General features: G+C 70.9%; 21 protein-coding genes. 12 read left to right on the top strand and 9 right to left on the bottom strand.

Annotated features, from left to right (window positions below; translation table 11 throughout):
* Positions 1-8 precede the first annotated feature (8 nt).
* From ACGFYN_RS24490 to ACGFYN_RS24470, 5 genes are all read left to right on the top strand, one after another.
* Positions 9-1,301, top strand: coding sequence for an amidohydrolase family protein (locus ACGFYN_RS24490; RefSeq protein ID WP_393867972.1), 1,293 nt, complete (start codon positions 9-11; stop codon positions 1,299-1,301).
* Positions 1,298-2,524, top strand: coding sequence for an amidohydrolase family protein (locus ACGFYN_RS24485; protein ID WP_393867971.1), 1,227 nt, complete (start codon positions 1,298-1,300; stop codon positions 2,522-2,524). Before ACGFYN_RS24490 ends, ACGFYN_RS24485 begins: the two co-directional genes overlap by 4 nt.
* 25 nt (positions 2,525-2,549) lie before the next feature.
* Positions 2,550-3,260, top strand: coding sequence for a VIT family protein (locus tag ACGFYN_RS24480; protein WP_393867970.1), 711 nt, complete (start codon positions 2,550-2,552; stop codon positions 3,258-3,260).
* Between the two features lie 94 nt (positions 3,261-3,354).
* Positions 3,355-4,245 carry a sterol desaturase family protein gene (locus ACGFYN_RS24475; protein WP_393868188.1) on the top strand — a complete coding sequence of 297 codons (891 nt, stop codon included), beginning with the start codon at positions 3,355-3,357 and terminating at the stop codon, positions 4,243-4,245.
* A gap of 130 nt (positions 4,246-4,375) precedes the next feature.
* Entirely contained in the window at positions 4,376-5,419 is a 1,044-nt protein-coding gene (locus ACGFYN_RS24470; RefSeq protein ID WP_393867969.1) for a zinc-dependent alcohol dehydrogenase family protein, read from the top strand.
* A 3-nt stretch (positions 5,420-5,422) separates the two neighbouring features.
* Here ACGFYN_RS24470 and ACGFYN_RS24465 read toward each other — a convergent pair whose 3' ends face one another.
* The 3 genes from ACGFYN_RS24465 to ACGFYN_RS24455 all read right to left on the bottom strand — a co-directional run bounded on the left by ACGFYN_RS24465 (position 5,423) and on the right by ACGFYN_RS24455 (position 9,631).
* On the bottom strand, positions 5,423-6,433 hold the full coding sequence (locus tag ACGFYN_RS24465) for a CopD family protein (RefSeq protein WP_393867968.1): 1,011 nt from the start codon (positions 6,431-6,433) through the stop codon (positions 5,423-5,425).
* A gap of 172 nt (positions 6,434-6,605) precedes the next feature.
* Positions 6,606-7,976, bottom strand: a complete 1,371-nt coding sequence (locus ACGFYN_RS24460; protein ID WP_393867967.1) for a CoA transferase — start codon at positions 7,974-7,976, stop codon at positions 6,606-6,608.
* A 128-nt stretch (positions 7,977-8,104) separates the two neighbouring features.
* Complete coding sequence (locus ACGFYN_RS24455) at positions 8,105-9,631, bottom strand: S8 family serine peptidase (RefSeq protein WP_393867966.1); 1,527 nt, start codon at positions 9,629-9,631, stop codon at positions 8,105-8,107.
* Between the two features lie 252 nt (positions 9,632-9,883).
* Here ACGFYN_RS24455 and ACGFYN_RS24450 point away from each other — a divergent pair, with 252 nt between their 5' ends.
* The 3 genes from ACGFYN_RS24450 (at position 9,884) to moaA (ending at position 13,016) form a co-directional block, all read left to right on the top strand.
* Positions 9,884-10,240, top strand: a complete 357-nt coding sequence (locus ACGFYN_RS24450) for a DUF485 domain-containing protein (RefSeq protein ID WP_393867965.1) — start codon at positions 9,884-9,886, stop codon at positions 10,238-10,240.
* The gene (locus ACGFYN_RS24445; RefSeq protein WP_393867964.1) at positions 10,237-11,862 is read left to right on the top strand and encodes a cation acetate symporter; all 1,626 of its coding nucleotides are present in this window, start codon (positions 10,237-10,239) and stop codon (positions 11,860-11,862) included. The genes ACGFYN_RS24450 and ACGFYN_RS24445 overlap by 4 nt, the downstream gene beginning before the upstream one ends.
* Positions 11,863-12,026: 164 nt before the next feature.
* Positions 12,027-13,016, top strand: a complete 990-nt coding sequence (gene moaA / locus ACGFYN_RS24440; RefSeq protein WP_393867963.1) for a GTP 3',8-cyclase MoaA — start codon at positions 12,027-12,029, stop codon at positions 13,014-13,016.
* On the opposite strand, the gene ACGFYN_RS24435 is transcribed toward moaA, so the two are convergent.
* Both ACGFYN_RS24435 and ACGFYN_RS24430 read right to left on the bottom strand, forming a co-directional pair.
* The gene (locus ACGFYN_RS24435) at positions 13,013-13,231 is read right to left on the bottom strand and encodes a hypothetical protein (RefSeq protein ID WP_393867962.1); all 219 of its coding nucleotides are present in this window, start codon (positions 13,229-13,231) and stop codon (positions 13,013-13,015) included. The genes moaA and ACGFYN_RS24435 overlap by 4 nt on opposite strands.
* Before the next feature lie 214 nt (positions 13,232-13,445).
* Positions 13,446-13,844, bottom strand: coding sequence for a DUF3099 domain-containing protein (locus ACGFYN_RS24430; RefSeq protein WP_393867961.1), 399 nt, complete (start codon positions 13,842-13,844; stop codon positions 13,446-13,448).
* 246 nt (positions 13,845-14,090) lie between these two features.
* On the opposite strand from ACGFYN_RS24430, the gene ACGFYN_RS24425 reads away from it, so the two are divergent.
* Entirely contained in the window at positions 14,091-14,372 is a 282-nt protein-coding gene (locus ACGFYN_RS24425; protein WP_393867960.1) for a GlsB/YeaQ/YmgE family stress response membrane protein, read from the top strand.
* A gap of 58 nt (positions 14,373-14,430) precedes the next feature.
* Here ACGFYN_RS24425 and tyrS read toward each other — a convergent pair whose 3' ends face one another.
* The 3 genes from tyrS to ACGFYN_RS24410 all read right to left on the bottom strand — a co-directional run bounded on the left by tyrS (position 14,431) and on the right by ACGFYN_RS24410 (position 18,842).
* A complete protein-coding gene (gene tyrS / locus ACGFYN_RS24420) occupies positions 14,431-15,699 on the bottom strand; it encodes a tyrosine--tRNA ligase (RefSeq protein WP_393867959.1) in 1,269 nt (422 codons plus the stop codon).
* Positions 15,700-15,755: 56 nt separating this feature from the next.
* Complete coding sequence (locus ACGFYN_RS24415) at positions 15,756-17,150, bottom strand: metallopeptidase TldD-related protein (RefSeq protein ID WP_393867958.1); 1,395 nt, start codon at positions 17,148-17,150, stop codon at positions 15,756-15,758.
* Between the two features lie 168 nt (positions 17,151-17,318).
* Positions 17,319-18,842, bottom strand: coding sequence for a TldD/PmbA family protein (locus tag ACGFYN_RS24410; protein WP_393867957.1), 1,524 nt, complete (start codon positions 18,840-18,842; stop codon positions 17,319-17,321).
* Positions 18,843-19,096: 254 nt separating this feature from the next.
* Here ACGFYN_RS24410 and fabG point away from each other — a divergent pair, with 254 nt between their 5' ends.
* The 3 genes from fabG (at position 19,097) to ACGFYN_RS24395 (ending at position 21,095) form a co-directional block, all read left to right on the top strand.
* Positions 19,097-19,801 (top strand): 3-oxoacyl-[acyl-carrier-protein] reductase, encoded by a 705-nt coding sequence (gene fabG, locus ACGFYN_RS24405; RefSeq protein WP_393867956.1) that lies wholly within the window; start codon positions 19,097-19,099, stop codon positions 19,799-19,801.
* A 5-nt stretch (positions 19,802-19,806) separates the two neighbouring features.
* Positions 19,807-20,574 (top strand): enoyl-ACP reductase FabI, encoded by a 768-nt coding sequence (gene fabI, locus ACGFYN_RS24400; protein WP_393867955.1) that lies wholly within the window; start codon positions 19,807-19,809, stop codon positions 20,572-20,574.
* Positions 20,575-20,747: 173 nt separating this feature from the next.
* A complete protein-coding gene (locus ACGFYN_RS24395; RefSeq protein ID WP_393867954.1) occupies positions 20,748-21,095 on the top strand; it encodes a hypothetical protein in 348 nt (115 codons plus the stop codon).
* Here ACGFYN_RS24395 and ACGFYN_RS24390 read toward each other — a convergent pair.
* Positions 21,076-21,765 (bottom strand): FadR/GntR family transcriptional regulator, encoded by a 690-nt coding sequence (locus ACGFYN_RS24390; protein WP_393867953.1) that lies wholly within the window; start codon positions 21,763-21,765, stop codon positions 21,076-21,078. The two genes, ACGFYN_RS24395 and ACGFYN_RS24390, sit on opposite strands and share 20 nt — an antisense overlap.
* Positions 21,766-21,806: the final 41 nt, after the last annotated feature.

Here is a 21,806-nt window from a genome sequence, read left to right as displayed (position 1 = left end):
GGGATCGCGTGACCGGCCAGGACCCGCAGGACCCGTACCTGATCATCTCCTCCGACTGCCACGCCGGGCTGCCCACCGAGGAGTACCGCCCCTATCTGGACACGCGCTTCCACCGGGACTTCGACGACTTCCTCGCCGGGCGCGACCGCCGCCGTGAGGAGATGACCCGGCTCGGCATCCGCAACGAGGCGTTCGCGGCCAAGTGGTTCCACGACAACGAGGAAGGTTTGCGCGGGGGTTGGGACGCCGCGCAGCGGCTCAAGGAGCTCGACGGCGACGGGGTCGCGGCCGAGGTGGTCTTCCCCGACGCGGACGCGGTGGACAGCCGCACGGCCGCGCCCTTCGGCGTGGGCCTCGGCCTCTCCGGCGACCAGGACCCGGAGCTGGGCATGGCGGGCGCCCAGGCGCACAACCGCTGGCTGGCGGACTTCGTCTCGGAGCACCCCGAACGGCACTGCGGGGTCGCCCTGCTGCCGATCACGGCCGACGTGGACCGCGTGGTCGCCGAGGTGCACCGTGCCAGGGAATCCGGCCTCCGCGCCCTGATGATCCCGTCCATGTGGGTCGACAAGGAGCCCTACCACGACCGCCGCTACGACCCGGTGTGGGCGGCGGCCGCCGAGTGCGCGATGCCCGTGGTGACGCACTCGGGAGCGGCTCCGCGCCACGAGTACGGCGACCACCTCGGCATCTACGTCTCCGAGGTCACCTGGTGGCCCGCGCGGCCGCTCTGGTTCCTCCTGTGGTCCGGTGTCTTCGAGCGCCATCCGGGCCTGAAGTTCGGTGTGGCGGAGTCGGGTTGCTGGTGGCTGCCGAACCTCCTGTGGTTCATGGACCGCCTCTACCTGGGCGCGCACGGCGGCAAGAAGCTCTCCCCGTTCCAGGAGCTGAAGCGTCCGCCGCACGAGTACCTGGACCGCCAGGTCTTCATCTGCGCGACCAACACCAAGCGCCGTGAACTGGCCCAGCGTTACGAGATCGGCGTCGACAACATCCTCTGGGGCAGCGACTTCCCGCACCCCGAGGGCACCTGGCCCGACACGCGCGCGTGGCTGCGGCGCACCTTCCACGACATCCCGGTGACCGAGACCCGCCGCATGCTGGGCCTCGCTGCCGCGGAGGTCTTCGGCTTCGACACCGCGGGGCTGACCCGACTGGCCCGCCGCATCGGCCCCACCCCGGCCGACCTCGGCCAGCCCGACGACCAGGAGGCCGTGGCGGCGTCCTGGGCACGCTCGCGCGAGGTGGGCCGGCACTGGCTGACCGACCACGACTTCCCGATGCTGGGGGTGACACAGTGAGCGACCGGTACACGGTCATCTCGGCCGACTGCCACGCCGGAGCCGACCTGCTGGACTACAGGCCGTACCTGGAGAAGCGGTACCACGACGACTTCGACGTCTGGGCGGCGACGTACGTCAATCCGTACGAGGACCTGCTCGCCGACACGGCCGACAAGAACTGGAACTCCGACCGCCGGGTGGCCGAGCTGGAGGAGGACGGCATCGTCGCGGAGGTCGTGTTCCCGAACACGATCCCGCCGTTCTTCCCCTCCGGCTCCCTGATGGCGCCCGCCCCGACCGCCGGGGAGCTCGAGCTGCGCTGGGCCGGCCTGCGCGCCCACAACCGCTGGCTCGCGGACTTCTGCGCGGCGGCGCCCGGACGGCGGGCCGGCGTCTTCCAGGTCCTGCTGAACGACGTGGACGCGGCGGTCGCGGAGATCCGCCGGGCCGCCGAAGCCGGCCTCAAGGGCGGCCTGATGCTGCCCGGAACACCTCCGGGCTCGGGCCTGCCCGAGCTCTACTCGCAGGCGTACGACCCCGTCTGGGCGGTCTGCGCGGAGCTGGGAGTCCCGGTGAACCACCACGCGGGCTCGGCGTCCCCGCCACTGGGCGACGAACCGGCCGCCCGCGCCGTCTTCATGGTCGAGACGACCTGGTTCTCCCACCGCGCCCTGTGGCACCTGGTGTTCGGCGGCGCCTTCCGCCGCCACCCGGGGCTGAACCTGGTGCTGACCGAGCAGGGCTCGGGCTGGATCCCCGGGGTGCTCGACATGCTGGACTACTACCACGGCCGCCTGGTCGCGGCGGCGACGAGGGCGAGCACCGCCGAGTCCAAGTTCGGCGCGGGCCTGGCCGCCCGCATGGGCCGGCCACCCTCCGAGGTGTGGCACGAGAACTGCTTCGTCGGCGCCAGCTTCATGCGCCCCCACGAGGTGCCCCTGCGGGACCGTATCGGCATCGACAAGATCATGTGGGGCAGCGACTACCCGCACGACGAGGGGACCTACCCCTACTCCAGGGAGGGGTTGCGCATCGCCTACGCGGATGTGCCGCGTGACGAGGTCGCGGCCATGATCGGCGGGAACGCGGCCCGCGTCTACGGCTTCGACCTGGACCTGCTGGACCCGATCGCCGCGAAGGTGGGCCCCACGGTGGAGGAGGTCGCGCAGCCGCTGGAGAAGTCCCCGGCGGACGCGACGAGCCCGGCGTTCGCGCGGGGAGCGTCGGTACGGGTCTGGTGACGCCCGGGGTGGCATCCTCCCGGGTGTGACGGAACCTACGCACGACGAGGCGCACTCAGGCGCTCTGGGGGAGCGCCTGAACTGGCTGCGGGCGGCCGTTCTCGGCGCGAACGACGGCATCGTCTCCACGGCGGGTCTCGTCGTGGGCGTGGCCGGCGCGACCGACGACCGCTCCGCGCTGCTCACCGCCGGGCTCGCCGGTCTGCTGGCCGGCTCGATGTCGATGGCCGCGGGCGAGTACGTGTCCGTCTCCACCCAGCGGGACTCGGAGATGGCCGCACTCGCCCAGGAGCGGCGGGAGTTGCGCGAGCAGCCCGAGGCCGAACTGGAGGAACTGACCGAACTGCTCGAGCAGCGCGGGATGTCGCGCGAGGTGGCCCGGGAGGCGGCCGAGCAGCTGACGGAGCGGGACGCGCTCAGGGCGCACGCGCGCGTGGAGCTCGGCATCGACCCCGACACGCTGACCAACCCCTGGCACGCGGCATGGGCGAGCTTCCTGTCGTTCACCGTGGGGGCGCTGCTGCCGCTGCTGGCGATCGTGCTGCCGCCGCCCGACTGGCGGCTCGGGGTCACGGTGGTGTCGGTGCTGGCGGCCCTCGCCCTCACCGGCTGGAGCAGCGCGCGCCTGGGCGCCGCGAAGCCGCAGCCGGCGGTCGTCCGGAACATGGTCGGCGGGGCCCTCGCCATGGGGGTCACGTACGCGGCGGGTGCGTTGCTGGGTGCGGCGGGGGTCTAGCGGCCGGCCGCCCGCGCGTCGGCGTGGGACGACCTTCGGTACTTGTGGGTAACAACGTCTGGCCGTGGCCGATCAGTGGTCCTACGGTGCCTACATGCCGAACCTGCCCAACACCGTGATGTGGTCGATACCCGCCTTCGTGCTGCTCACCGTCGTCGAGATGATCAGCGTGCGCATCCATCCCGACGAGGACGCCGCGGGATACGAGTCGAAGGACGCCGCGACCAGCATCGGCATGGGGCTCGGCAGCCTCTTCTTCGACTTCCTGTGGAAGGCCCCGATCGTCGGCATCTATACGGCGATCTACGCACTGACCCCGTTGCGCGTGCCCGTGCTGTGGTGGACCGTCGTCCTGATGCTGCTCGCCCAGGACTTCTTCTACTACTGGCAGCACCGCGGCCACCACGTCATCCGCATCCTGTGGGCCTGCCACGTCGTCCACCACTCCAGCCGGAAGTTCAACCTCTCCACCGCGCTGCGCCAGCCCTGGACGTCCCTCACCTCCTGGCCGTTCTACGTCCCTCTCGTCGCCGCCGGCGTGCACCCCGCCGCGCTCGCGTTCTGCTCCTCGGTGAACCTCGTCTACCAGTTCTGGATCCACACCGAGCGGATCGACAAGATGCCGCGGTGGTTCGAGTTCGTCCTCAACACGCCGTCGCACCACCGCGTCCACCACGCCTCCCAGGGCGGCTATCTGGACCGCAACTTCGGCGGCATCCTCATCGTCTGGGACCGCGTGTTCGGCTCGTTCGTGGCCGAGGACGAGCGGCCCGTCTACGGGTTGACCAAGAACATCAACACGTTCAATCCGATCAAGGTGGCCACCCACGAGTACGTCTCCATCGTCAACGATGTACGGGCGGCCCGGAGTTGGCGCGAGCGGGCCGGGCGGGTGTTTTGCGGACCGGGCTGGCGGCCGGCACCGGTGACGCAGCCGGCCGCGGTCGCGGAGCCGGCCGCCGCAGAGGGGACCGCGGCCGCCTGACGTACCCCGGGGAGTGTTTCGCCTGCTCCGGGCGCCCTCGCCGCGCGGCCCGCACCGGTGGCGGCGTACGGTGAAGTGCGCTCGCCACCCCTGAGCGCGCCCACGACACAGCACGAGAAGGACCCTCGCCATGCGCGCCACCACCATCCACGCCCCGTACGACATGCGCGTGGAGGACGTGCCCGAACCCGTGGCGCAGCTGCCCACCGACGCCGTGGTGCGAGTGCTGCGCGCCTGCATCTGCGGCAGCGACCTGTGGGCGTACCGCGGCGAGGCGGCCCGGCAGCCGGGGCAGCGGATCGGGCACGAGTTCCTCGGAGTCGTCGAGGAGACCGGTTCCGAGGTGATCACGGTGCGCCGCGGCGACCTCGTCGTCGCGCCGTTCATGTGGTCCGACGGCGTCTGCGACTACTGCCGCGAGGGCCTGACCACCTCCTGCGAGCACGGCGGCTTCTGGGGCGCCGTGGGGCACGACGGCGGCCAGGGCGAGGCCGTGCGCGTGCCGTTCGCCGACGGCACCCTCGTGCAGCTCCCCAAGGAGGCCGCGTCCGACGACCACCTGCTGTCCTCCCTGCTGACCCTCTCCGACGTCCTCGGCACCGGCCACCACGCCGCCCTCGGCGCGGGCGTGCGCCCGGGTGCCACGGTCGCCGTCGTCGGTGACGGCGCCGTCGGCCTGTGCGCGGTGCTCGCCGCCAGGCGGCTCGGCGCGGAGCGGATCATCGCCCTCGGCCGCCACCAGGTGCGTACGGACATCGCGCGCCGCTTCGGCGCCACCGACGTCGTCTCCGAGCGCGGGGACGCGGCCGTCGAGGCCGTGCGCGAACTCACCCGCGGACAGGGCGCGCACGCCGTCGTCGAGGCCGTCGGCACCGAGCAGTCCATGCGTACGGCGGTCGACATCACCCGCGACGGCGGCGCGATCGGCTTCGTCGGCGTGCCGCACGGCAGCGGCACCGGTCTCGATCTCAGCGTCATGTTCGACCGGAACATCGCGCTGCGCGGCGGCGTCGCACCGGTCCGCGCCTACATCCCGGAGCTGCTGCCGGACGTCCTGGACGGCACTGTCGACGCCTCGCCGGTCTTCGACATGACGGTCGGTCTGGAAGGCGTCCCCGACGGCTACAAGGCGATGGACGAGCGCACCGCGCTCAAGGTGCTGGTGACCAACTGACGTTCACCATCTGATCGGCAGCGGCAGCGCCGTCAGCAGCCCCGACACCGTGACCACCACTCCCAGCACGGCGACCTCCGCGCGCGCGGGGGAGCAGGCGGTCAGCGGGTCGGCGGCACGGCTCAGGCGGACGCGCGCCCACAGGGCGAGCAGGGCGACGCCGGCCACGAGGACCACCTTGGCGAGCAGGACGCGTCCGTACGCCGTCGTGGTCAGCTGGTCGAGGACGGTGTGCGGCGGCATCCGGCGCAGCGAACTCCACACCCCTGTCGCGGTGATGGCGGCGAGCAGCACGGCCGCCACGCGCGCGTAGAGTCCCAGCAGCGCGGGACCCGCCTCCGCGGGACCCCAGCGGCGCAGTGTCCGCAGCACGTGCAGCAGGCCGCCCGTCCACAGGACGGCGCACGTCAGGTGGATCAGGGTCAGCCCCGAACCGAGGAGCGGATCGTGCTCGGGGGCGGGATGCGCGCGCAGCGCCTCCGCCACGATCACCGCGGCCAGGGGCCACAACTGGATCGCCGGGCGGCGCGAGCGGGCGCACAGGCCGGCCGCCAGGAATGCGTTGACCTGGATCAGCGCGAGCTTGCCGTCCCGGGAGTCGTACAGCCCGCCGACGTCGACCTGGGCGAGGCTGTGCGGCACCAGGTTGCCCGTGGCCACGACCGAGGCCAGTCCCAGGGCGGCGAGGAGACCGGCGCCGGCCGCGTACGGGGCCCAACTGTGGGGCGGCGCGGCGTCGGGGGCGCCCGGCAGCGCACGGGCCAGGCGGTTCACGAACAGCTCGCCCACCGGGACGCACAGCGCGGCGAACAGCACCGCCCGCAGCAGCGCGATGCCGCCGACGCCGGGTGCCGCGGCCTCGCCGGTGCCGTGCAGCGCGGCGGACGGGGCGAGCAGGGGTATGAGCGCCGCCAGCGCCACGAGGACGAGGACGGCGACGGCCCGGACGGTTCCGGGACGCCGTATCGGCCCGCTCGCGTCGGCCGCCCCGGCCGTGGGTCTGGTCAACGTCACCTCGAGATCTTCACCGGCCGTCGCAGAACCGGGCAAGTGAAGTAAAACAACTGGCGGCATGGCATTCCGCCCATGGGTACGTTTTCGGTCGCCCTGGGACTCAGCGGCTCCGCGGCCCAGGGATTCCGCGACTCGGCGGCCCAGCAGCTCCGCCGGTTCAGCGGGCGCCGGCTCAGAGCCACCGGTCGGGATCGGTTCCCCAGGGAGCCGGCGGCCGCGCCCAGTCGGCGGGTCCGCCCTCGAAGGACACCGGCGGCAGGGCGTACCGCAGCCGCCCCAGCGCGCTGTCCCGTTCGGTGAGCCAGGCGCCGGGCCCGTCGTACGCGACGTCCACCGCGCCCGCCACTGTGGCGTCGATGCCGTTGACGAGCCACTCGGCCGTCCGCGCCAGCGCCAGTCGTACGAGCCTGCTGCCGCCGTCGTACGACTGCTCGGTGACCGCGCGCAGCACGGCGGCCGCCAGCAGATACCCCGTGCCGTGGTCGAGCGCCTGCGCGGGCAGCGCACCCGGCCGCTCCGCCGAGCCCTCGACGACGGCGATCCCCGACGCCACCTGCACCAGGCTGTCGAAGCCCCGTCGCTCACCCCAGGGCCCGTAGACGCCCCAGGCCGACACCTGGGCCACGACCAGCCCGGGCCGGCGCTCGGCCAGTGCCCGCGGCGACAGCCCGAACCGGTCCAGGGTGCCCGGCCGGTAGCCGGTGACGACTACGTCCGCGGTCTCCAGCAGTTCCTCGAAGGCGCGCCGGCCGACGGTGAGGTCGAGCGTCGCGGACCGCTTCCCGAACCCCGTGTCGGCGTGCTGGTCGGGCAGTTCGGGCAGCCGCGGCGGGTCGACGCGCAGCACGTCCGCGCCCAGCAGGGCGAGCGTGCGGGTGGCGACCGGACCCGCGAGGACCCGCGTCAGGTCCAGGACACGCAGTCCCGCGGCGGGCAGCATCGGAGTGCCGTCGAGGGGCGCGAGCACGCGCGCGTGCGCTGAGTCCAGCCGCTCGCGCTCCACCAGGGGCCGCGCGGCCACCGCGGCCGCCTGCTCGTGCGAGGCCCACTCCTTGGGCGTCCGCAGCGCCACGGCCAGCCCGCCGGCCGCGTACACGGACTCCTCGATCTCGAGAGAGGACCGCTCCGCCAGCGCCGCCTCGACGGCACTCACGTCCTCGGACACGCCCAGCACGTCCAGCAACCGGGCACGGTGATGCGGATAGTTGGCATGCGTCCGTACCCAGCCGTCCGCCGTCCGCCACAGCCGCGACAACGGCGCGAAGGTGACCGGAGCCCGACCGTCGATCAGCAGATTCCGCTCGCTGCGGAAGGCCGCGGCGACGGCCCCGTCGTCCACCGGCACCCCGGGCATCTGCGCGAGCCCGCCCCGCCGCGCCGCCAGCTCGGCGGCGGCCAGCGCGCACGCTCCGACGCAGGCCCGCGCCAATTCCCGTACGGGAAGCCGTGCTTCGAGTGCTCCCGGGCGAGCGACGGTGGAGACCCGCGAGACCAGGGCGGGATCGCCGCCCAGCTCCGTCCATGCCGCCTTGATTTCTGTCATGACAGCACTATGCACTATTGATTCAATCAATATGACGGCACTGGACGGGGTCCCGGGCGGGACTTCCGGACGCGAAAGAGCCGGACGGTACGCATCCCGTCCGGCCCCTCACTTCACGCGTGCGAGCGCTACTTCACCGCGCGCAAGGCGTTCACGATGCCGTACCCGTAGAAGCCGTTGACGCGCTTGCCGCCCACGCAGGTCGCGTCGACGACGCCGTCGCCGTTGCCGTCGTACGGGGCGGTCGGGCAGCCCGGGTTGTCGGCCTGCGCCTTGAGGAGCGCCTGGAGCTGCGCCGGGGTGGCGTGCGGGTGCGTCGACTTCAGCAGGGCGGCGACGGCCGCGACGTGCGGCGAGGCCATCGACGTGCCCTGGAGGAAGCCGTACTGGTTGTTCGGCAGCGTGGACAGGATGCGGCCGTCCTTCGACGGGGTGTCCGCGGCCTTGTACTTGTCGCCGCCCGGTCCCGCGACGTCGATGACACCGTCGCCGTAGCTGGAGTAGTACGACTTGGCGCTCGTGACGCCCGTCGCGCTGACCGTGACGACACCGGGCAGCTGGGTCGGCACGTCGAAGCACTCGTGCGGGTCGACCGTCCGCGTCACCGGGGACCCGTCGTCGGGGCTGGAGGCGTCGGTCAGGGCGTGCGAGTCGAGGTCGTCGTTGGAGTTGCCCGCCGAGGCGACATTGAGCGTGCCCTTGCGCTGGGCGTACAGCTGGGCCCTGTTGATCGCATCGACGATGGCACGTTGATCGGGGTCGTCCATGCAGTTGTACAGCCACGGGTCAACGTAGTAGCTGTTGTTGGTGACGGAGATGTCGTGATCGCCGGCGAAGACGAAGGCGCACACGACGCTCTCCGGGTAGAACAGCGAGTTCGCGTCCGGCTGCGCCACCGTGATGCTCGCGACCTTCACGCCGGGGGCCACGCCCGCCACACCGATGCCGTTGCGGGCCGCGGCGATCTCGCCCGCCACATGCGTGCCGTGGTAGTGGTCGGCGTCCACCGGCCGCCAGGCGCCGTACGTCGTGTCGGCCTTGCCGCTCACGCAGTTCGCGGACTGCGAGGCGGAGAAGTTGGGCGCGATGTCCGGGTGGGTGTCGTCCACGCCGGTGTCGATGACGCCGACGGTCACCTTCCTGCTGCCCGGGTCGATCCGGGACGCCTTGTCGGCGCCGATCGCCCTGAGGTCCCACTGGTCGGCCTCGAGCGGCTCCTGGCCGGCCGCCGAGCTCTTCGCGACCTTCGCGGCCTGGGCCTTGGAGAGGTACTGGACCGCTCCCTCGTCCGTCGTGCCCGCCGCGGTCACCGGCGAGGTGCGCGAGGCACCCGCCGACTGCACGCCGCGTACCTTGCGTATCTTCGCGGCGAAATCGGGGTTCGCGGAATGCGCGACGATGACGCCGATCTTCTCGTACGCGACGACGACGCTGCCGCCGTTGGCCGCGATCGCCTTCTCCACCGACGAGATCGTGTGACGGTCCGTCCTCGTGTTGACGAGGTACGCGTAGGTTCCCGCGTCGGCCGCCTGTGCCGTGGACTCCGCGCGCGGGGCGGCCTGCGCCGCCGCCGGCAGGAAGCCGAGCGAGGCCGTCAGGGACAGCACGACCGGTACGGCGAGGGCGAGCCGGCGTCTGGAACGCAGATGAGCCATGGGATCTCCACATCATCCGGAAACGGAACCGCCCGAGACACGGTGGCGCTCGGGCAGGTACATGACGGGCGGTGCAGGCCAGAAACTAACCCCCGAAGGCGCTGGTCAGCAATGAGTTGCCCAAGACGAGTTCGGAAACTGGTCAAGCGAGTTGAACCCGCCATCGCGTGGCGCCGTGACCTTGAGCAGGGAGCACGAGGACACTCGCCCCCGATCCCCGTCACAACCGCATCCGTAACGCGAGGAGACTCCGTGGCCACCGAGACACCGCCCCCCTCGAAAACCCAAGCCCGGCTTCCTTCCACCGAGGAGTTCGTCGCGGAGCAGGAGAGCGCGGAGTTCGGTGAACTGCGCCGCTCCCACCGCTCCTTCGCCTTCCCGCTGACCGTCGCCTTCATCGCCTGGTACCTGCTCTACGTCCTGCTGTCGAACTACGCGGGCGACTTCATGGGCACCAAGCTGTTCGGCAACATCAACGTCGCCATGGTGCTCGGCCTCGCCCAGTTCCTCACCACGTTCCTCATCGCCTGGTGGTACTCGCGGTACTCCGCCGCGAAGCTCGACCCCAAGGCCGAAGCCATCAAGTCCCGTATGGAAGGCGGCGCATGAGCCCCGTTCAGAGCACCCTGCTGGCGGCCGGAGAAGCGAGCGAGCACCGGCCGCTGATCATCACCCTGTTCTCGGTGTTCGTCGTCGCGACCCTCGTCATCACCGTGTGGGCCGGCCGTCAGACCAAGGACGCGGCCGACTTCTACGCCGGCGGACGGCAGTTCACCGCCTTCCAGAACGGCCTCGCGGTCTCCGGCGACTACATGTCCGCGGCGTCCTTCCTCGGCATCGCGGGCGCGATCGCGCTCGCCGGGTACGACGGCTTCCTGTACTCCATCGGCTTCCTGGTCGCCTGGCTGGTGGCCCTGCTCCTGGTCGCCGAGCCGCTGCGCAACTCCGGCCGCTACACGATGGGCGACGTTCTCGCCTACCGGATGCGCCAGCGCCCCGTCCGCACGGCGGCCGGCACCTCCACGATCGTCGTGTCGATCTTCTACCTGCTCGCGCAGATGGCGGGCGCCGGCGTCCTGGTCTCGCTGCTGCTCGGCATCACCAGCGACGGTGGCAAGATCGGCATCGTCGCCCTCGTCGGCGTCCTGATGATCGTCTACGTCACCATCGGCGGCATGAAGGGCACCACCTGGGTGCAGATGGTCAAGGCCGTGCTGCTCATCGTCGGCGCCCTGCTGCTGACCTTCCTGGTGCTGCTGAAGTTCAACTTCAACATCTCCGACCTGCTCGGCTCGGCCGCCGACAACAGCGGCAAGGGGTCGGCCTTCCTGGAGCCCGGCCTGAAGTACGGTCTCACCTCGACGTCCAAGCTGGACTTCATCTCCCTGGGCATCGCACTGGTCCTGGGCACCGCGGGCCTGCCGCACATCCTGATCCGCTTCTACACCGTGCCCACGGCCAAGGCCGCCCGTAAGTCGGTGAACTGGGCGATCGGCCTCATCGGCGCCTTCTACCTGATGACGCTCGCGCTGGGCTTCGGCGCCGCGGCCCTCATCAAGCCGGACGAGATCATCGCCTCCAACAAGGCGGGCAACACGGCCGCCCCGCTGCTGGCGCTGCACCTGGGCGGCGTCGACTCCAACTGGGGCGCCATCCTGCTCGCCTCCATCTCCGCGGTCGCCTTCGCCACGATCCTCGCGGTCGTCGCCGGCCTGACCCTGGCCTCGTCCTCGTCGTTCGCCCACGACATCTACGCGAACGTCATCAAGAAGGGCGAGGCGAGCGAGAAGCAGGAGCTGCGCGCGGCCCGCTGGGCGACGGTCGGCATCGGCGCCGTCTCCATCGTGCTCGGTGCCATGGCCCGCGACCTGAACGTGGCCGGCCTGGTCGCCCTCGCGTTCGCGGTCGCCGCCTCCGCCAACCTGCCGACCATCCTCTACAGCCTCTTCTGGAAGCGGTTCACCACTTCCGGAGCGCTGTGGTCGATCTACGGCGGCCTGATCACGGCGGTCGGTCTGGTGCTGTTCTCGCCGGTGGTCTCCGGCAAGGAGACGTCGATGTTCCCCGACGCGGACTTCCACTGGTTCCCGCTGGAGAACCCCGGCATCATCTCGATCCCGGTCGGCTTCCTGCTGGGCGTCCTCGGCACGTACCTGTCCAAGGAGGAGCCGGACGCCGGCAAGTACGCGGAGCTGGAGGTCCGGTCCCTGACCGGCACCGGCGCCCACTGAGGACCAGCCTCGAACGTCCCCTGAGCGGCCGCGTCGTAGATCTCTACGACGCGGCCGTGCCGCACTCGTCGGATCGGGCCGATGTCGTTGTCGGTCGGGTCACGTAGGCTCGCAAGTGACGGGAAAGATTGCTGGGTACCGATCCGATACGAGGGAGGGGCCACGTGCTTATCGACACCTACGGCCGAGTGGCCACCGACCTGAGGGTCTCGCTGACCGACCGGTGCAACCTCCGGTGCACGTACTGCATGCCCGAAGAGGGCCTGCAGTGGCTGGCCAAGCCCGACCTGCTCACGGACGACGAGATCGTCCGCCTGATCGACATCGCCGTCACCTCACTGGGCATCAAGGAGGTCCGCTTCACCGGCGGTGAACCCCTGCTCCGCCCGGGCCTGGTCGGCATCGTCGAGCGGGTCGCCGCGCTGGACCCCCGCCCCCGGATGTCCCTGACGACCAACGGCATCGGCCTCAAGCGCACGGCGGCTGCCCTGAAGGCGGCGGGTCTGGACCGGGTGAACGTCTCCCTGGACACCCTGCGCCCGGACGTCTTCAAGACCCTCACCCGCCGGGACCGGCACAAGGACGTCCTCGATGGCCTCGAAGCGGCCCGCGCGGCGGAGCTGACCCCCGTCAAGGTCAACACCGTTCTGATGCCCGGGCTGAACGAGGACGAGGCCCCTGACCTCCTCGCCTGGGCCGTCGAGCACGACTACGAACTGCGCTTCATCGAGCAGATGCCCCTGGACGCCCAGCACGGCTGGAAGCGCGAGGGCATGGTCACCGCGGGCGACATCCTCGCCGCCCTGCGCACCCGCTTCGAGCTGACCCCGGAGGGCTCCCAGGAGCGCGGCTCGGCCCCGGCCGAGCGCTGGATCGTGGACGGCGGCCCGCACCGCGTCGGCGTCATCGCCTCCGTCACCCGCCCGTTCTGCGCGGCCTGCGACCGCACCCGCCTCACCGCGGACGGCCAGATACGCACCTGCCTGTTCGCGACGGAGGAGACGGACCTGCGCGCCGCGCTGCGTTCCGACGCCCCCGACGAGGAGATCGCCCGCATCTGGCGTCTGGCGATGTGGGGCAAGAAGGCCGGTTCGGGCCTGGACGACCCCTCGTTCCTCCAGCCGGACCGCCCCATGTCGGCGATCGGCGGCTAGGCCCCCTCGGGGGACTCCCACTCCGTCAGCAGGACCACGTCCTTCAGGAAACCCCGCACCCCGAGGAACTGAGACAGATGCTCCCGGTGCTCCTCACAGGCCAGCCACGTCTTCCGCCGCTCCGGCGTATGGATCTTGGGGTTGTTCCACGCCAGCACATAAACGGCATCGACACGGCAGCCCTTGGCGGAGCAGATGGGGGTTTCGTCACTCACGGATTTCGTCTCACAAGTACGGCAAACAAGGCGACGCCGAGCAGCCACGGGGGGAGCTGCCCGGCGTCGGTCCGTCGCTCCGACGGGGGATGCGGAGCGCTTAGGAAGTATGTCACGGGTAACCCGCCGCCCGGCACCGGAACAACATGATTGATCTGAGCATTTCTTGAGCTTGCCGCGGGGCCCGCGACCGTCTGCGCGTGGCCCGCAGCGATCACGTCCGGTCGTGCGGCTCGCTGCCCGAACCCGGCGCCGGCTCGGCCGCGACATCTTCCGGGACCGGTTCCGAGGCACGGTCGTCGGCGCGCGGTGGCGCGATCATCGGACGCGTCGGGACACCGATGAACGACGACGGCAGCGACGGCGCGTTCTCCCGCCCCGCGTTCGCGATCACCACGGCGACATAGGGGAGGACCAGCCCGAGGACCAACGCCACGACAGCGACGTACCGTTCGACGTTCCACAACGAGGCGGCGAGGATCACCGCCACCGTACGGACGGACATCGAGATGACGTACCTGCGCTGGCGCCCGCGTACGTCCTCGTCCAGGCTCGTCCGGGCGCCGGTGATCCGGAACACCTGGCCGTTGCCGTCGCCATGCTGCTTCCGCATCAGATTCCACCATCCGCCCGTATCGGACACTCCCCGTCCCCGTGTCCGGCCCGCCCCCGGTGGAGGGACGACTCCCGGACACGTCCCACGTTACGCCGCGCCTGCGCCGCCTACGAGACCGGGGCACCTCCTGCCTGGGCGGACGGCATCAGCCGTAGCGCGTACGACCGTCCCCGACATGCGCCGTAGCGTGCACGGGCCGACACTGGGCGTAGTGCTCACGTCGATCCGTACGAGGAGGCAGCCATGGGCTGGTTGTGGGCGATCATCGTGGGATTCGTGCTGGGTCTGATCGCCAAGGCGATCATCCCGGGCAAGCAGCACAGCCCCCTCTGGCTGACCACCATCTGCGGCATGCTCGGCGCGATCGTGGGCAACGCGATCGCTCGCGCCGTCGGCGTCGAATCGACCCGGGGCATCGACTGGAGCCGCCACGCCTTCCAGCTGGTGGCCGCGATCATCATCGTCTTCGTGGTCGACATGCTCTACATGGCGACGCTGGGAAAACGCAAACAACAACACGCCTGAGCACCACGAAAGGTGCGGAACCGCATCGACATACGGTCCCGCACCCCTATGGCGGCGTCTACGCCCCGGTCACCTCGACCGCGGCCAGATTCTTCTTGCCCCGCCGCAGCACCAGCCACCGCCCGTGCAGCAGCTCCTCCTTGGCGGGGACCGCGTCCTCGGAGGCGACCTTCACGTTGTTCACGTAGGCCCCGCCCTCCTTCACGGTCCGCCGCGCGGCCGACTTGCTGGCCACCAGCCCGACCTCGGCGAAGAGGTCGACGACCGGGCCGAGTTCGGTGACCTGGACGTGCGGCACCTCGGAGAGCGACGCGGCGAGCGTCTTCTCGTCCAGCTCCGCCAGCTCACCCTGACCGAACAGCGCCTTCGACGCGGCGACGACGGCGGCCGTCTGGCCGGCGCCGTGCACCAGCGTCGTCAGCTCCTCCGCCAGCGCGCGCTGCGCGGCACGGGTCTGCGGACGCTCCTCCGTCTGCTTCTCCAGCTCCTCGATCTCCGCGTGGGACCTGAAGCTGAAGATGCGCAGGAACTTGGAGACGTCCCGGTCGTCCGCGTTCAGCCAGAACTGGTAGAAGGCGTACGGCGTGGTCATCTCGGGGTCGAGCCAGACCGTGCCGGACTCCGTCTTGCCGAACTTGGTGCCGTCGGCCTTGGTGATCAGCGGCGTGCCCAGCGCGTGCACCACCGCGTCGGGCTCGACCTTGTGGATCAGGTCGGTGCCCGAGGTGAGGTTGCCCCACTGGTCGCTGCCGCCGGTCTGCAGGGTGCAGCCGTACCGCCGGTACAGCTGCAGGAAGTCCATGCCCTGCAGGATCTGGTAGCTGAACTCCGTGTAGCTGATGCCCTCCTGGGACTCCAGGCGCCGGGCGACGGCCTCCTTCGCGATCATCTTGTTCACGCGGAAGTGCTTGCCGACGTCGCGCAGGAACTCGATGGCCGACAGGCCCTGCGTCCAGTCCAGGTTGTTCACCATGACCGCGGCGTTCGGACCCTCGAAGTCCAGCAGCGGGGCGATCTGTCCCCGCAGCCGGTCGACCCACTGGGCCACGACCTCGGGGGCGTTGAGCGTGCGCTCGGAGTTGGGCTTGGGGTCACCGATCAGGCCGGTGGCACCCCCGACCAGGCCCAGCGGCCGGTTGCCGGCCTGCTGGATGCGGCGCATCGTCAGGATCTGCACGAGGTTGCCGAGGTGCAGGCTGGGCGCGGTCGGGTCGAAGCCGCAATAGAACGTGACGGGACCGTCCGCGAACGCCTTGCGCAATGCGTCCTCGTCAGTGGAGAGGGCGATCAGCCCGCGCCACTTCAGTTCGTCGACGATGTCCGTCACGGTTCTCGTATCTCCTTGATGATCTTCGGGCAGTCGCGCGACTACCGGCTACGAGGTTATACGCCCCGACTGACAGAGCTCATATTGAAGTCGGGCACCCGCAGTGCGGGCATCGCGGCCCTAGTGAACCAGTCGCTCCATTCCCGCGGCAGCGTCTTTTCCGTGCGCCCGGCCTCGGTGGCCCGCCCGAGCAGGTCGACCGGCGACTCGTTGAACCGGAAGTTGTTGACCTCGCCGGTCACCTCGCCGTTCTCGACGAGGTACACGCCGTCCCGGGTCAGACCGGTCAGCAGCAGCGTCGCCGGGTCGACCTCGCGGATGTACCACAGGCAGGTCAGCAGCAGCCCGCGCTCGGTGCCGGCGACCATCTCGTCCAGGGAGCGGTCCTCGCCGCCGCTAAGGATCAGGTTGTCGATCGCGGGAGCCACCGGCAGCCCGGTCAGGCCCGCGCTGTGCCGGCTCGTGGTGAGGTGCGTCAGCTCGCCCTCGCGCACCCAGTCGGTGGCCGTGAGCGGCAGGCCGTTGTCGAAGACGGACTGGTCGCCGCCCGAGGAGTGCGCGAGGACGAACGGCGCCGACTCCAGACCCGGCTCGTTCGGGTCGCTGCGCAGGGTCAGCGGCAGCTCGCTCAGCCGGTCGCCCACGCGCGTGCCGCCGCCCGGCCGGGAGAACACCGTGCGGCCCTCCGTCGCGTCCCGGCCCGACGCCGACCACAGCTGGTAGATCAGCAGGTCGGCGACGGCGGTCGGCGGCAGCAGCGTCTCGTACCGCCCGGCCGGCAGGTCGATGTGCCGCTCGGCCCAGCCCAGGCGCACCGCCAGCTCCGCGTCCAGCGCCGCGGGGTCGACGTCCTTGAAGTCCCGCGTGGAGCGGCCCGCCCACGCCGAACGGGTGCGGTCCGGCGATTTGGCGTTCAGCTCCAGCGTCCCGTTGGGCTGGTCGTGCCGCAGCCGTAGTCCCGTCGACGTCCCCACGTAGCTGGTCACCAGCTCGTGGTTGGCGAAGCCGTACAGCTCTCGGCCGCCCGCACGCGCGCGTGCGAACGCCTCGCCGAGCGCCGGGGCGAAGTCGGCGAACACGGCGGAGGTGGTCTCCGCGGGCGCGTCGGTGAAGTCGGGCGAGTGCGCCACGCCCGTCACCAGCGGCTGCGCGTCCTCGGCGGGACCCGCTCCGCGCGCGGCGGCCTCGGCGGCCCGGACCAGGGGCTCCAGCTCGTCCACGGTCACGGCCGAGCGGGAGACGACACCGGAGGCCGTGCCCTCCTTGCCGTCGACGGTCGCGACGACCGTGAGGGTACGTCCCCGGGTGACGCCGTTGGTGGTGAGCGTGTTGCCGGCCCAGCGCAGGTTGGCGGTGGACTGCTCGTCGGCGATGACGACGCAGCCGTCGGCGGTGGACAGCTCCAGGGCCCGCTCGACGACCTCGTGCGGCTTGCTCGTACGCGCGCTCATCGACCGGCCTCCTGCGTGGTGTTGAGACTGTGCCTTCCCGGGGGACGACCCCCGGACCCCCGGCCGAGTCCTGCACTGACGCTCATCGACCGGCCTCCTGCGTGGTGTTGAGACTGTGCCTTCCCGGGGGACGACCCCCGGACCCCCGGCCGAGTCCTGCACTGACGCTCATCGACCGGCCTCCTGCGTGGTGTTGAGGATGTTGACGCCCTTGAAGAGCGCGGCGGGGCAGCCGTGCGAGACGGCGGCGACCTGGCCCGGCTGGGCCTTGCCGCAGTTGAAGGCACCCCCGAGGACATAGGTCTGCGGGCCGCCCACCGCGGCCATCGAGCCCCAGAAGTCGGTGGTCGTCGCCTGGTACGCGACGTCCCGCAGCTGCCCGGTGATCCGCCCGTTCTCGATCCGGAAGAACCGCTGACCGGTGAACTGGAAGTTGTAGCGCTGCATGTCGATGGACCAGGAGCGGTCCCCGACGACGTAGATGCCGCGGTCGACCCCGCCGATCAGGTCCTCCGTGGACAGCCCGGCCGGATCCGGCCGGAGCGACACGTTGGCCATGCGCTGCACGGGCACGTGCCCGGGGGAGTCGGCGAAGGCGCAGCCGTTGGAGCGCTCGAAGCCGGTCAGCTTCGCGATGCGCCGGTCCAGCTGGTAGCCGACCAGCGTGCCGTCCTTCACCAGGTCCCAGGACTGGCCCGCGACCCCCTCGTCGTCGTAGCCGACCGTCGCGAGGCCGTGCTCGGCGGTGCGGTCACCGGTGACGTTCATCAGTTCCGAGCCGTACCGCAGCTTGCCGAGCTGGTCGAAGGTGGCGAAGGAGGTGCCGGCGTAGGCGGCCTCGTAGCCGAGCGCGCGGTCCAGCTCGGTGGCGTGACCGATGGACTCGTGGATGGTCAGCCACAGGTTGGACGGGTCGACGACCAGGTCGTACAGGCCCGACTCGACACTGGGCGCCCGCATCTTCTCGGCGAGCAGCTCCGGGATCTGCTCCAGCTCGCCCTCCCAGTCCCAGCCGGTGCCGGTGAGGTACTCCCAGCCGCGCCCGACCGGCGGTGCGATCGTCCGCATCGAGTCGAACTCGCCGCTCGACTCGTCGACCGAGACGGCCGTCAGCGACGGATGCAGCCGCACGCGCTGCTGCGTCGTCACGGTCCCGGCGGTGTCGGCGTAGAACTTGTTCTCGTGCACGGTGAGCAGCGAGGCGTCGACGTGGTCCACGCCGTTCGCCGCGAGCAGCCGCGCGCTCCAGTCCGCCAGCAGCGCCGACTTCTCCTCGTCGGGCACGGTGAACGGATCGATCTCGTACGACGAGATCCAGGTCCGGTCGGCGTGCACGGGCTCGTCGGCGAGCTCGACCCGCTCGTCGGAGCCGGCCGCCCTGATCACCTGGGCGGAGAGCTTGGCCATCGCCACCGCCTGCGAGGCGACCCTGGCGGCGGCGTCGAGGCTCAGGTCCACCCCCGACGCGAAGCCCCACGTGCCGCCGTGCACGACCCGCACCGCGTACCCGAGGTCGGTGGTGTCCGACGAACCGGCGGGCTTGGCGTCCCGGAACCGCCAGGACGCGTTGCGCACCCGCTCGAACCGGAAGTCCGCGTGCTCGGCGCCCAGCGCACGCGCGCGTGCCAGCGCCGCGTCGGCGAGGGCGCGTAGAGGAAGTGCCGTGAAGGCTTCATCGATGGAATGAGGCACCGAGGTCTCTCCTTGCTGTCGTGACCCGTCGTGACCTGTGGCTGCTCCGATCATGTCGTGAGAGCCGCCCGGCGGACCACAGGTTTGGGTCCGGTACGGAGAACTTTCTGTAGGGACCCGACAGCGAGTCCCGTTAGCCACTGTCGGTGCCCGATTGTCCGCCGGAGGTCCCGGACCGATAGGTTTTCGAGGAAGCCGCCTGTCATCCAGGTGTTCGGGCGGAGGCATCAGACCGCTATCGAAAGGGTGATCCGTTGAGCCGCTCGGTTCTCGTCACCGGAGGCAACCGGGGCATCGGCCTCGCCATCGCCCGCGCATTCGCCGACGCCGGCGACAAGGTCGCGATCACATACCGCTCGGGAGAGCCGCCGGCCGGCTTCCTCGCGGTCAAGTGCGACATCACCGACACCGAGCAGGTGGAGCAGGCCTACAAGGAGATCGAGGCCGAGCACGGCCCGGTCGAGGTCCTGATCGCCAACGCGGGCATCACCAAGGACCAGCTCCTGATGCGTATGTCCGAGGAGGACTTCACGTCCGTCCTCGACACCAACCTCACCGGCACCTTCCGCGTGGTCAAGCGCGCCAACCGCGGCATGCTGCGCGCCAAGAAGGGCCGCGTCGTCCTCATCTCGTCGGTCGTCGGGCTGTTCGGCGGCCCGGGCCAGGCCAACTACGCCGCTTCCAAGGCCGGTCTCGTCGGCTTCGCGCGCTCCCTCGCCCGTGAGCTGGGCTCGCGCAACATCACCTTCAACGTCGTCGCGCCGGGCTTCGTCGACACCGACATGACCAAGGTGCTCACCGACGAGCAGCGTGAGGGCATCGTGAAGCAGGTGCCGCTCGGACGTTACGCGCAGCCGGAGGAGATCGCCGCGACGGTGCGGTTCCTCGCCTCCGACGACGCCTCGTACATCACTGGAGCCGTCATCCCCGTAGACGGCGGACTGGGAATGGGTCACTGATCACCATGAGCGGAATTCTCGAGGGCAAGCGCGTCCTGATCACCGGTGTGCTGATGGAGTCCTCCATCGCCTTCCACGCCGCCAAGCTGGCCCAGGAGCAGGGCGCCGAGATCATCCTGACCGCGTTCCCGCGGCCCACGCTGACCGAGCGCATCGCCCGGAAGCTCCCCAAGCCCACCAAGGTCGTCGAGCTCGACGTCACCAACGACGAGCACCTCGGCCGCCTGGCCGACATCGTGGGCGAGGAGCTCGGCGGCCTCGACGGCGTCGTGCACTCCATCGGCTTCGCGCCGCAGGACGCGCTCGGCGGCAACTTCCTGAACACGCCGTTCGAGTCGGTCGCCACGGCCATGCACGTCTCGGCGTACTCGCTGAAGTCGCTCACCATGGCCTGCCTGCCGCTGATGCAGAACGGCGGCTCGGTCGTCGGCCTCACCTTCGACGCCCAGTACGCCTGGCCGCAGTACGACTGGATGGGCCCGGCCAAGGCCGCCCTCGAGGCCACCAGCCGCTACCTCGCCCGTGACCTGGGCAAGCAGAACATCCGCTGCAACCTCGTCTCGGCGGGCCCGATCGGCTCGATGGCCGCCAAGTCCATCCCGGGCTTCAGCGACCTGGCCGCGGTGTGGGACAGCCGCTCCCCGCTGGAGTGGGACCTCAAGGACCCGGAGCCGGCCGGCAAGGGCATCGTCGCGCTGCTGAGCGACTGGTTCCCGAAGACCACGGGCGAGATCGTCCACGTGGACGGCGGTCTGCACGCCATCGGCGCCTGATCACGGACACTGCCGTACGACCGCCTTCGAGGGCGCGCGTCCTGCGGGACGCGCGCCCTTGGCGTATCACCCGTTCGGCCTATCCGGCCGGGCGGGCCGGGCCCCAACTGGGCACTCTGGATTACGTGTTCAGCACGTGATTCCCTCCCCAGCCCGGCCGAGGAGGTCCCCTTGTGCGCCTGTTCCGCAGCCTGGCCTCAGCGGCAGTAGCCGTAGCCCTCGTGATGTCCCTGCCGTACGAGGCGATGCCCCACACGCGCGTGGCGCCCGGGAAGCCGCCCTCCCCGCAGCTCTTCGGAGCGGACTGCCGCACCAGGATCACCGGCTCGCACGTGACCGCGTACTGCCACAACCCCTATCCGCAGACCGACGCCGTCAGCCTGCACGTCGAATGCGCACGCTGGTGGGACCTCGACACCGACGGCACCCCGGTCGACACCGGTCCGGCGATGACCGTACGGCTCACCGGCCGGTGCTGGGAGGAGGTCCGCTCGGTGTGGATCAGTCACCAGAAGCGGTGAACCGCCCGGCACGGCACAGGAACGGATAGCTCGCCGCCGCCACGCCCGCCGCCTCGGCGTCGCCCGCGCGGATCGCGTCGACCAGGCGCGTGTGCTCCATGTACGTCTCCGGCGTCAGGGCCTCGCCGACGTCCTCGCGCAGCCAGTCCCGCAGCACCTCGCCGAGGTCCGCGTACATCGCGCTCATCACGTCGTTGTGGGAGGCCGCCACGACGGCGAGGTGGAAGGTCGCGTCCGCCGTGACGAACGCCTCCGTGTCGCCCGACTCCCAGGCCTCCTCGCGCCGCACCAGCAGCGCGTCCAGCTGCTTGAGGTCCTTCTCCGTGCGCCGCTCGGCGGCCAGCCTGGCGGCGGCCGACTCCAGCGTGGAGCGCAGCTCGGCGATGTGCCGCGGGTCCGCCTCGGCGAAGCGGCGGTGCATCACGCCCGCCAGCTCACTGGTCGCCACGACGTAGGTGCCCGAGCCCTGGCGGATGTCCAGCAGGCCGTTGTGCGCAAGCGCGCGGACGGCCTCGCGGACCGTGTTCCGGGCGACGCCGAGCTGCCCGACCAGCTCCGGCTCGGTCGGGATGCGCGAGCCGACCGGCCACTCGCCCGAGGTGATCTGGTGCCGCAGCGCGGCGATGACCTGCTCGGACAGTGCCGAGCGACGGGGGTGGCTCAAGGGCATGGCACACCTTCGCACGGGGGTACCCGGAACGGACGGACCGG

This window comes from Streptomyces sp. NPDC048419 (assembly GCF_043200415.1).
Classification (GTDB): Bacteria; Actinomycetota; Actinomycetes; order Streptomycetales; family Streptomycetaceae; genus Streptomyces.
Note: the sequence above shows the minus strand (reverse complement) of the source record. Positions and strands in the feature narration are given on the sequence as shown.